At 47.2% G+C, this 11,440-nt stretch carries 7 protein-coding genes; 2 read left to right on the top strand and 5 right to left on the bottom strand.

The window, feature by feature from the left end; all coding sequences use genetic code 11:
* Positions 1-254 precede the first annotated feature (254 nt).
* Positions 255-1,862, top strand: coding sequence for an NAD(P)/FAD-dependent oxidoreductase (locus IE092_RS12315; RefSeq protein ID WP_189357475.1), 1,608 nt, complete (start codon positions 255-257; stop codon positions 1,860-1,862).
* Positions 1,863-1,921: 59 nt separating this feature from the next.
* Here the strand turns inward: IE092_RS12315 and IE092_RS12310 are convergent, their stop codons facing one another.
* The 5 genes from IE092_RS12310 to glnA all read right to left on the bottom strand — a co-directional run bounded on the left by IE092_RS12310 (position 1,922) and on the right by glnA (position 7,680).
* On the bottom strand, positions 1,922-2,749 hold the full coding sequence (locus IE092_RS12310; protein WP_189357474.1) for an HDOD domain-containing protein: 828 nt from the start codon (positions 2,747-2,749) through the stop codon (positions 1,922-1,924).
* A gap of 185 nt (positions 2,750-2,934) precedes the next feature.
* Positions 2,935-4,440, bottom strand: a complete 1,506-nt coding sequence (gene ntrC, locus IE092_RS12305) for a nitrogen regulation protein NR(I) (RefSeq protein ID WP_189357473.1) — start codon at positions 4,438-4,440, stop codon at positions 2,935-2,937.
* A gap of 56 nt (positions 4,441-4,496) precedes the next feature.
* Positions 4,497-5,561 carry a nitrogen regulation protein NR(II) gene (glnL, locus tag IE092_RS12300; protein WP_189357472.1) on the bottom strand — a complete coding sequence of 355 codons (1,065 nt, stop codon included), beginning with the start codon at positions 5,559-5,561 and terminating at the stop codon, positions 4,497-4,499.
* A gap of 66 nt (positions 5,562-5,627) precedes the next feature.
* Positions 5,628-6,122 (bottom strand): DUF4124 domain-containing protein, encoded by a 495-nt coding sequence (locus IE092_RS12295; RefSeq protein ID WP_189357496.1) that lies wholly within the window; start codon positions 6,120-6,122, stop codon positions 5,628-5,630.
* A gap of 142 nt (positions 6,123-6,264) precedes the next feature.
* Positions 6,265-7,680 carry a type I glutamate--ammonia ligase gene (glnA, locus tag IE092_RS12290; protein WP_189357471.1) on the bottom strand — a complete coding sequence of 472 codons (1,416 nt, stop codon included), beginning with the start codon at positions 7,678-7,680 and terminating at the stop codon, positions 6,265-6,267.
* Positions 7,681-8,480: 800 nt separating this feature from the next.
* Here glnA and IE092_RS12285 point away from each other — a divergent pair.
* Positions 8,481-11,390, top strand: coding sequence for a bifunctional diguanylate cyclase/phosphodiesterase (locus IE092_RS12285; RefSeq protein WP_189357470.1), 2,910 nt, complete (start codon positions 8,481-8,483; stop codon positions 11,388-11,390).
* Positions 11,391-11,440: the final 50 nt, after the last annotated feature.

Here is an 11,440-nt window from a genome sequence, read left to right as displayed (position 1 = left end):
TGCCCACATTTATTGGCTGTTGATTGTTAAAGAACTGTATTCTTTTCTGCTATCGCTGCGAAGCGTTGTGTTCGTCAGCAGCAGAGAAACGAGATTATGAAGAAACGCGAACCACATGTCAACACCTGCCTTCCAATTACTTTCAGACAAAGGAACTTAGCCCCGAAACCAAACGAATCGAAATATAACCATCAAATAGTAAAATAGCGACCTCACTCAACCTATTCCGACATAGACAGTCGGGGGAGCTATTTATGATTCGTATTACAGATCTGGCACTACCATTAAGTCACACTGAAGATGAGCTTAAACAAGCGGTAATTCAGTCCCTCAAAATAAGAGCATCCGAATTAGTGAATTTCGTTGTGTTTAAACGCAGTTACGATGCACGAAAGAAGGTAGATATCATACTGATATACACAATAGATGTTGAGATAAAAAATGAACTCGATCACTGGCCAAAAATATCTCAACTTCCAAGAATCTCTCAAACTCCTGACACCAGTTATCATTTCGTTGCAAAAGCATCTGCAAACCGATCCGCCAGGCCTGTAGTGGTTGGCTTCGGGCCGTGCGGCCTGTTTGCCGCATTCATTCTGGCTGAAATGGGATATCGGCCAATCGTGCTTGAACGCGGAAAAACCGTCCGTGAACGAACAAAAGATACATGGGGCTTATGGAGAAAACGCGAACTCAACCCTGAGTCTAACGTTCAGTTTGGCGAAGGCGGCGCAGGGACATTTTCAGATGGCAAGTTATACAGTCAAGTAAAAGACCCAAATCATTACGGTCGCAAAGTTCTGACGGAATTCGTTAAAGCCGGTGCACCCGAAGAAATTTTATATGTCAGCAAACCGCATATTGGCACATTCCGACTCGTTAAGATGATCGAACAAATGCGCCATCGGATTGAAGAGCTTGGCGGAGAAATTCGCTTTCAGCAAAAAGTCGACTCGCTGGAAATCAGCAATGGAAAAATCAGTGGTCTTCATATCAACAACGGAGATTTCCTGCCCGCGACTCACGTAGTACTGGCAATCGGGCATAGTGCGCGCGATACCTTCCAGATGATTCATGAAAAAGGCGTTTATGTGGAAGCAAAACCTTTTTCAATCGGCTTCAGAATTGAACATCCGCAATCTGTAATTGATCAGGCAAGATTTGGGCCAAATGCAGGTAACAAAATTCTGGGCGCAGCAGATTACAAATTGGTACACCACGCTTCAAACGGGCGTTCGGTTTACAGTTTTTGTATGTGTCCCGGTGGAACGGTGGTTGCAGCAACATCAGAACCTAACCGGGTGGTTACCAATGGTATGAGTCAATACTCGCGCAATGAACGCAATGCAAATGCTGCGATAGTCGTTGGCATTTCTCCAGCTGATTATCCAGAACACCCATTAGCCGGAATTGATTTCCAGCGAGCTTTAGAATCAAAGGCATTTGAATTAGGTGGCGAGAACTACAGCGCCCCCGGACAACTGATAGGTGATTTTCTGGACGGAAAGGAATCTACTGAATTTGGAAGTGTCATTCCATCATACAAACCAGGGGTAGCTCTTGGCAACCTGCATAAGGCACTTCCCGATTTTGCAATCAGAGCGATTCAAGAAGCCATTCCCGCATTTGATAAAAAAATTCGTGGCTTTGCAATGCGCGATGGCTTATTGACAGGTGTTGAAACCAGAACATCCTCACCAATCAGAATCAAACGTGACGATAAAACATTGCAAAGCATCAATACTGCCGGTTTATTTCCCGCTGGTGAAGGTGCCGGCTACGCAGGAGGAATTATGTCTGCGGGCATAGACGGAATCAAAGTTGCAGAAGCCGTTGCCCTGAGTATCGAAGGGAAAATCTGAGCATTATTTAAATCCGTGGAGAAAATGAGTGGCACTGCTTAACGGCAGTGCCACTCACGTCAGGAAATAAGCTCCTGCAGCCCTTCAGCGAGCTCACTTACCGGGGGCATCTCATTAAGAATACGGTCTGGCTGAATTCCAAGCTTACGAGCAACCTCAACTGGAAACGTCGCCTCTTTTTCATCAGCACTAAAACCTGATTCGTTTGCCCTCGCACACCAACTAGCAATATGTACAATCGCCGCTACCGGCTCAAATGGCTCTTGGCTCAATGGATCGAAACTACCCTTAATTGCCACACTGAAATTCTCTGGAAAACGCCAGCGCTTAGCTAATTCAGCACCAACATCATAGAAATCGTAGCCAAAGGAATTACGCTCAACATCTACCCTGCGCGAGTCAAGGGCGCCTGCGATTTTGTCGATTTGCAAGGTCTGCTCCGGCATCCCGGCATGCATCACAAGCTGGCCAATCGCATGCATTAAGCCAACCGTAAACGCAAAATCAGAATTGCTGTGTATCTGACGCGCCACCCATTTTGCAACTACAGCAGTATTTAAGCTATAGCGCCAGAATTGCTTAAGGTCAACGCCGGGCATTGCCTTAAAGCCCCCAGTCAGACCACTACTGACAACAAGCGTGCGTACTGTCATGAATCCGAGCATTAACACGGCATCATCTACCGTCCCCACGCTCCGGGAAGCGTGGTAATACGACGAATTAGCAAGCCGTAATAATTTCGCACTGAGGACTTGATCCGCAGAGAGCTTGCGGGCAATCTCATCAATTGAGACACTGTCATTATTGAAGCTATCAATCACTTCCTGAACAACTTTAGGAATAGATGGAAGCGCGTTTTGTTGTTGCAACAGTGCTTCGAGTTTCATAAGGCGACTCCTGAAAGTTAGCTGACGGCCTGTAAGTTGAACATAAAAACTATACTTCTTTTCAACAACAATGCTTTTGAAACAAACGCTCTTTCAAAAATCATACTCTGTTATTTCTGCACAGGTAACCATTTTTAAAAATGTTTTACCAAGCGTTGCAGCAAGTCATCAGTGAAATAATGATGTCAAATTTCACTATCGTCCCTGACACCCAGTATGTTCAGCTCCTGTATCTTACGGGTAATAGTATTACGCCCAATGCCAAGTTTAATTGCCGCTTCATTTTTCCTGCCATGTGTATGCCGTAACGCAGCTTTAATCACTGTCGCTTCAAATATTTTTCCAAGTTGCACGATGACCTCCGGCTCACCAGATGACAGCATCGCTGATGCCTCACTTTCAAGCATTTGGTGCCAATCAACGGGCAAAGTACTCGAAATCGAAGATTGCAAACATGATGTCAGAATTTGCGATTCCGGTTGATTAATGACCGGAATTTCTAAAGCCACATCCTGAGCAGAAACAGCCGCAACATCACCAACCCGGGTTAAATCTGATGGCAAATCATTGATTTCAACTAACTGTCCCGGCGCCATAACGGTGATCCAGTTGCACAAGTTTTCCAACTGGCGAACATTGCCCGGAAACTCCAAAGACGACAAATAAAGCAGTGCGGCATCACTTAACTTTTTAACATCCACACCCAGCTGTTTTGCACTTTTTGCGAGAAAGAAACGCGCAAGCACCGGAATGTCTTCTTTTCGCTCCCTGAGACTGGGCAATCGAAGTCGAATGACATTCAGCCTGTGGTAGAGATCTTCACGGAACAATCCTTCACGCACACGCTGTTCAAGATTCTGATGGGTTGCCGCAATCACCCTGACATTTGCCTTCAGAGGCTGATGCCCTCCAACCCGATAAAAATGACCATCTGATAAAACTCGTAATAACCGCGTTTGCAAATCAAATGGCATATCCCCAATTTCATCAAGAAATAGGGTCCCACCCTCTGCCTGTTCGAACCTCCCGCGACGTGTCGTTTGCGCGCCCGTAAATGCACCGCGCTCATGACCAAATAACTCTGACTCGAGGAGATCTTTTGGAATGGCTGCTGTGTTCAGTGCCACAAAGGGCTGACTGGATCTGGGGCTATGCTTATGCAAAGCACGCGCAACCAACTCCTTACCACTACCGGACTCTCCTGTAATCAATACAGTGACGTTCGACTGAGACAAGCGACCAATCGCGCGGAAAACATCTTGCATCGCGGGGGCCTGACCAAGAATTTCGGGTGTTTCTGAAAATTGCTGCTCAGACTCAGTCTCACGAAGACTTTCCTCTAAGGCACGACGAATCAATTCAACAGCCTTATCCAGATCAAATGGCTTTGCCAGATACTCAAAGGCGCCCCCCTGAAATGCAGCAACAGCAGAATCTAAGTCCGAAAATGCCGTCATTATGATAACTGGCAAACCCGGATGTTTTGACTTAACCACCTGAAGTAGCTCAAGGCCAGATGCACCATGCATTCTGATATCCGATACAAGTACTTGCGGAGACTCTGTCTGTAATGCCTGCATGGCATCACGTGCATTGGTAAAGCTTCTGGTAACAAGATTCTCGCGCGCAAGCGCCTTTTCAAGGACCCAACGAATAGAGTCATCATCATCCACAATCCAGACTGGCTTCATCTTATGTTCTTTTAAAATTAATTAATTGAATGCTGCGCTTAAAATCTTGGTATCGGTCAGGGCAATGGAATCAAAATTCTGAAATCAGTCAACCCCGCCCTGCTCTCACATTCGATAACCCCCATATGCTGAGCTACGAATGTCTGAGCAAGTGTCAACCCCAACCCACTCCCCCCCTCTCTGCCAGAGACCAGCGGATAAAACATCCTGTTCTTAATCTCAGGTGGAATGCCAGGACCGTTGTCAATGATATGCAAATCTAATGCCAGCTTATGCCTGACTTTTGCCAATGTTATCTGACGAGCAACACGAGTCTTGATAACCAGCAAAGCATCACCCTGCTTGATACGCTCAGACAGCGCCTGCGCAGCATTGTGTGCGATATTCAATACAGATTGAATGAGCTGCTCTTTGTCTCCGCGAAACTCCGGAATCGACAAATCATAATCGCGCTGTATGGTCAGGCCTTGCGGAAACTCCGCCATCATCAGGCTGCGTACACGCTCACAAACTTCATGTATGTTCACATCACCAACTATATGGGGTACGCGATGGGGTGCCAATAACCGGTCGACAAGTGTTTGCAATCGGTCTGCCTCTTTAATGATGACCTGGGTATATTCCCGCAACTCCCTAAGTTGCCTTTCAGGCAACTCCAACTCAAGAAGCTGGGCAGCTCCACGTATACCACCGAGGGGATTCTTAATTTCGTGAGCAAGATTACGAATCAGCTCTTTATTTGCACGATTCTGATCCAGCATACGCTCCTCCTGATCCAGCTTCAATTGCTGTTCATTCTGGTGAAGCTCAATTAAGACAGGAGTAGCCGGATCGTCTAAGGGGGTAACAATCGCTCTCACGTGCAAAACATCTTTTGCAGACCGCTCAAGAGAAAGGTCCAGACGTTTATCTGCAAACATATGCTGCTTCGCCTGCTCAAACACAGCCAGCAGTTCTCCGGGATTCAGAAAAACATCGCGTAAGCTTTGCTGTTTCAGAAGCCTTACGGAGCAATCAAGCAAAGATTCTGCTGCCGTATTTGCAAAGACAATATCGCCATCATCGTTACAAATGAGCACTGCAGAAGTCAGTAAATCGAGGCCATCAAATGAAATCGTCATGATTTATGAATAAAAAAGGCCGCTAATCGCGACCTTTTATTTTACGCAAACATCATGCCCGGAATGCTATTTTAAATTTCCGATTTCGCGCTTGAGCGCCTCAACATTCTTCTCCGTACGGGCGATATTGTCTTTCATGAGAGCTACCCTCTCCTGATATTTTGCATAATTACGCTCATCACCGCGTCGCTCCGGCTCGCCGTTGTTAAATTCTTTCCGCAGTTCTGCAAGCTTTTGCTCCTCGGTCCGCAACTCATCATTCAGTATCTGACGGCGATCCGCATCACGGGTCTTTTGTGTCGACTCGTCTACTTTGGGAAACCCTGCCGGACTGGATGCAGGCTTCGCAGCAGCTACTTTGGGGGCAGACACAGATTGAACCGGTGCTGGCTGAGAAATGGTCAGCCCTGGTAAATCAAGTCGCTTACACCCTTTAACAGCCCCCGTATTTTTGTATTCTTTTTTTCCATTTTCATCAACACACAGAAACACCTCGGTCTGAGCAAAGGCTGCCTTTTGCAGTAAAAGTAGTCCGAAAAGCAAAAAATAACCGTACTTCATAGCGGAAGAGAGAATCGTCAACAAGCCTTTAGTGTATGCGAAGGTGTTGCGTGACACAATTGCCTTTACCAGTCGTAACAAATACAGCAAATAAAAAAAGGCGGGCAAAAACCCGCCTTTCTCACCAATTGCAATCCAACGATTACAGCGAGTAGTACATATCGAACTCAACTGGATGCGTTGTCATGCGGAAGCGCTGAACCTCCTGCTTTTTCAGTTCAATGTAAGCATCAATCATACTGTCACTGAACACACCACCGCGTGTCAGGAACTCGCGATCTTTATCCAGCGCCTCCAGCGCCTCTTCCAGAGATGCGCAAACTGTCGGGATCAGTTTATCTTCTTCTGGTGGCAGGTGATACAGATCTTTGGTCGCAGCTTCGCCAGGGTGAATCTTATTCTGAACACCATCCAGACCAGCCATCAACAGTGCTGCAAAGCACAGATACGGATTAGCCAGTGGATCCGGGAAACGCGCTTCCACGCGGCGCGCTTTAGGATTTGCAACGTAAGGAATACGGATAGAAGCAGAGCGGTTACGTGCCGAGTATGCCAGTTTTACAGGCGCCTCAAAACCAGGAACCAGGCGTTTATAAGAATTAGTGCCAGGGTTTGTAATAGCATTCAATGCTTTCGCATGCTTGATAATACCGCCGATGTAATACAGGGCAAAATCGGACAAACCGGCATAGCCGTCGCCAGCAAACAGGTTTTTACCATCTTTCCAAACAGACTGATGCACGTGCATACCAGAGCCATTGTCACCGACGATTGGTTTTGGCATGAATGTCGCAGTTTTGCCGTAGCTGTGTGCCACATTCCAGATCACATACTTCATGTTTTGGGTCCAGTCTGCACGCTCAACCAGTGTGGAGAACTTTGTACCGATTTCGTTTTGGCCAGCACCTGCAACTTCATGATGATGCACTTCAACAGGAATACCCAGAGACTCCAGAATCAGACACATTTCGGAGCGCATATCCTGAAAGCTGTCGACCGGAGGAACCGGAAAGTAACCGCCCTTAACTGCAGGACGATGACCGGAATTACCGCCTTCAAATTTTTCGCCAGTAGACCAAGACGCTTCTTCTGAGTCGATTTTAACGAAGCAGCCAGACATATCCACATTCCAGCGAACGCCGTCAAAAATGAAAAATTCTGGCTCAGGGCCGAAATAAGCAGTATCACCGAGGCCGGAAGATTTCAGGTACGCTTCTGCGCGCTTAGCAATAGAGCGAGGGTCACGGTCGTAACCTTTACCATCAGACGGTTCAACAACATCACATTGCATAAACAATGTTGTCTCTTCCATAAACGGATCGATGTTTGCTGTGTTCGGATCAGGCATTAACAACATGTCAGAAGCTTCAATGCCTTTCCAGCCTGCGATAGAAGATCCGTCGAATGCGTGACCACTTTCAAATTTATCAGCATCCAGCTGAGAAATCGGAATTGTCACGTGTTGCTCTTTGCCTCGTGTATCAGCAAAGCGGAAGTCAACAAACTTGACTTCATTTTCTTTTGCCATTTTCAGGACATCTGCGGCGGTCATTGCCATTTGAAACTCCTCTGTCGAGCGAAAAAATACAGTGAAAAATGATCCGGGAAAATTCTGTTAAACATCCAACCCGATATGAACTACCAACTGCTTACAATATACAAACATCAAAGCATGAATTATGCCAACAAGTCAAAATGCAAAAAATCATTGAAAGCCATTGGAACCCGAAGAAAACAGTGCCGTTTTAGAGCATTTTTTGCACAAGGTCAAATATCACGAAAACGCGACCGCACCAACAACAAGCAATTCGCGCAAATAGAGAAAAGTTTCGCACCAAATAAGTGCAGAACTCGAAACCGCACCATTTTGATGCAATCAAACTTATCAACAAATCCCTGCATGACCGGAGACACTCCGATCCAAAACCCTTAAGCGAGAGTAAGCCCGGCAAATCAGGCATAACTTGATGTGCCTCATATCACTGCAAATTTTGGATCAAGTCAGATTGACTCTGATACGACCACAGGCTTATCGTAGCTGCCAGCGCAAAAGTCAAATAGTTACCCAAGATCAACATCGACGATATCATTGCCTCTGAAAGGGTTGCAATTTTGATCCCCGAGCTTAATGCGGAAGTCTCTGCGCTGCATCAATACACGGCAGAATGCATGTCGGACAATATCCCACTCCACATTATCCGACAAAGCCACAAATACACTACTTACAGTTGAGTCAGATATTTACTGACAGTACTAAAGCTGATTTTTCAGCTTCGCTGACTCAAACGGAAAAATGCTCTCAAGGACATGTCTTTTCTGCTGAATCTGCTGCTGAAGTACCCTCGCATTTCAACAGCCATGATTTTTATTATTGCGCTGGGTGCAAACATTATATGGGTTGCAGAACTCGACCAGGCGGAACAATCTGAGCAAGCGGCAGCACTTTCAGAAATCGCAATCATGCAGTCGCACGCGCTGGAAAGCCGCATTCGCGAAAATCTGGCAGTCAGCTACGCCGTCGCTGCACATATTAAAGAGAAGCACGGAGAAGCAGCCCAGTTTCAACAATTTGCAAATGCACTGATCCCGTTTTATCCGGGAGTTGCAGCAATTTATCTGGCACCGGGAGGCATTACCAGTGTCGTCATTCCAAAGGAACGGGGTGAAGTAGGGCTCGGCCTCAATTTGCTGACCAATCCCAAACACGAGACCGAATCGAGAATCGCCCTACAAAGCGGGCAACTAACCCTTGCCGGCCCGCTACCGCTACTAGTCGGAAAAACCGGCTTAATCGGACGATTGCCTGTTTTCCTGCCATCTGAAGCCGGAGATGCCCGTTTCTGGGGCTTTATTTCCGTCATCATTGAAATGGATAAGCTGATAGCCAGCACAGAAGTCCCTTTGCTCAGCCAACGCGGCTACGAATATCAAATTTGGCGTAGGCAGCCAAACGACGGTGAGGTGCAAATCATCCATCGCAGCGAAGGATACAGCGGCGCGCCTGCAGTCAGCCACCGCTTTGCACTGCCAAATACCGAATGGTATTTTGATCTGAAGTCAGCAGGAAAAACGAATCCGATACTGCACTATGGACGCTATATGGTCGGGCTCATCCTTAGCCTGATGCTCACAATTCTGATACGAATGCTCGCCACTAACTGGGGACAGAAAAAACAACTGCATAGCCTGGTCAAAGAACGAACCCGCGAGCTTGCCGAAACGGAACAAGACTTAAAACGCGCTCAGGCGATTTCCCATACTGGCAACTGGAGTGCGCCTTTATCCGGCGCACATTTCAAGGGCTCCGAAGAAGCCTTCCGCATCTGGAGACTGGATCCCGGGATCCAAGTCAATAAAGATATACTTCTCACCAAAGTCCACGCTGACGACAGGGCAAAAATCACAGAATGCTGGCAAAAGGCATGTGCAGGTCAGTCCGCATCAGCCGAGTATCGCTTAGTTTTCGATGAAGAGACTCGCTGGGTTCACTCTGAACTGACGTTTGAAGCCCATCCTACCGAAGGCCAGAGACTGATTGGCACAACACAGGATATAACCAGTCGCAAGCGTGTGGAAAATGATTTACGCATCGCTGCCATCGCATTTGAAGGACAAGAAGGCATTGTCATTACCGACGAACAACGCAAAATCCTGAGAATTAATCAGGCGTTTACACGCATCACCGGCTACTCGCGCGGAGAAGCTGTTGGCAAAACGACCAGCTTACTGAAATCCGGCATTCATGGTGGCAGCTTCTATAAAGACATGGCTGAACAACTGGATTCCAAAGGCGTCTGGCAGGGGGAAATCTGGAATCGCAGAAAAAACGGTGAAATTTACCCCGAATGGCTGACCATTACAGCAATCCGGTCAGAGTCCGGAGACGTTGTTAATTATGTGGGCACCATGCTCGATATCACGCAAAGGAAAGCGACCGAAGCCAAGCTGGAACATCTGGCATATCACGATCCCCTGACGGGCCTGGCGAATCGTCGCCTGCTACTCAACCGCTTGCAGCATGCAATGGTCAGCAATACCCGCAGCAATCGCTTCGGCGCTATTTTATTTCTGGATCTGGATAATTTTAAGACGATTAATGACACCAGCGGGCATGGTAAAGGCGATTTGATTCTGCAACATGTCGCCAAACGGCTACAGGCAAGAACCGGTAAGGGTGACACGCTGGCCCGCATCGGCGGAGATGAGTTCGCACTGATTATTGAGGATCTCAGCGACCAGATACGGGATTCCGTCATTGAAGTGAAGTCCATCGCCAATCAGATTCTGGAAGAGATAAAAAAACCCTTCACCATCGAAGGGCAGTACTTTCATACAACAGCAAGTCTGGGGATAGAATTATTCGGCGCAAGTCACACATCCGCTGAAGAATTACTCAGACAGGTCGAAGTTGCGATGTATGAAGCGAAATCTGCCGGTGGAGACAATGCCTGCTTTTTTGATCCGGCAATGCTGAACATCATCGCTGCCCGCGCCGAAATGGAGGCCGATCTGAGAAACGGCCTGCGCCAGCATGAATTCAGACTGTTTTACCAGGCGCAAGTAAACAGCACAGGCAAATGGCTGGGGGCCGAAGCATTATTGCGCTGGCAGCATCCGAAAAAAGGCATGGTTTCGCCAGCCGAATTTATTCCGCTTGCAGAAGAAACGGGGCTGATTGTACCAATCGGGAAATGGGTGTTGCATCAGGCATGTGCGCAGCTAGCCCTGTGGCAGACTGATCCCGTATATGCATCAATGACGATGTCGGTTAATGTCAGTGCCAAACAATTCCGCCAGGATGACTTTGTCGATACGGTACTGGAAGCAGTAACACAGCATCAGATTCAGCCCGGCAGTCTGAAGCTGGAATTGACCGAAAGCCTGTTGCTGGACAATGTTGAGCAAACCATCACAAGGATGCACATTTTGCGTTCTTATGGAATTTGTTTCTCTCTGGATGATTTCGGAACCGGCTACTCGTCTCTGGCCTACCTCAAACGCTTACCTCTGCAACAGTTAAAAATCGATCAGTCATTTGTTCGAGATATTCTGGTCAATCCTAGTGATGCTGCTATCGTCAGAACCATTATTGGTCTCGGAAAAAGTCTCGGGCTTTCCGTCATTGCTGAAGGTGTTGAGCAGGAATCTCAGCGGAGCTTTTTACAAACACTGGATTGTCATGCATACCAGGGATATTTGTTTGGTAAACCATCTGCTACACTCAGCCTTCCGCAACGCGGAAACAGTACCGCAGAATTGCATGCCTGATACCGGCAAAATTCATTCCGGCGATACACTTTCCGAATTGACTGTACTAT

The sequence above is a fragment of the Cognatundibacterium squillarum genome (genome assembly GCF_014652435.1).
GTDB lineage: Bacteria > Pseudomonadota > Gammaproteobacteria > Burkholderiales > Burkholderiaceae_D > Undibacterium > Undibacterium squillarum.
Note: the sequence above shows the minus strand (reverse complement) of the source record. Positions and strands in the feature narration are given on the sequence as shown.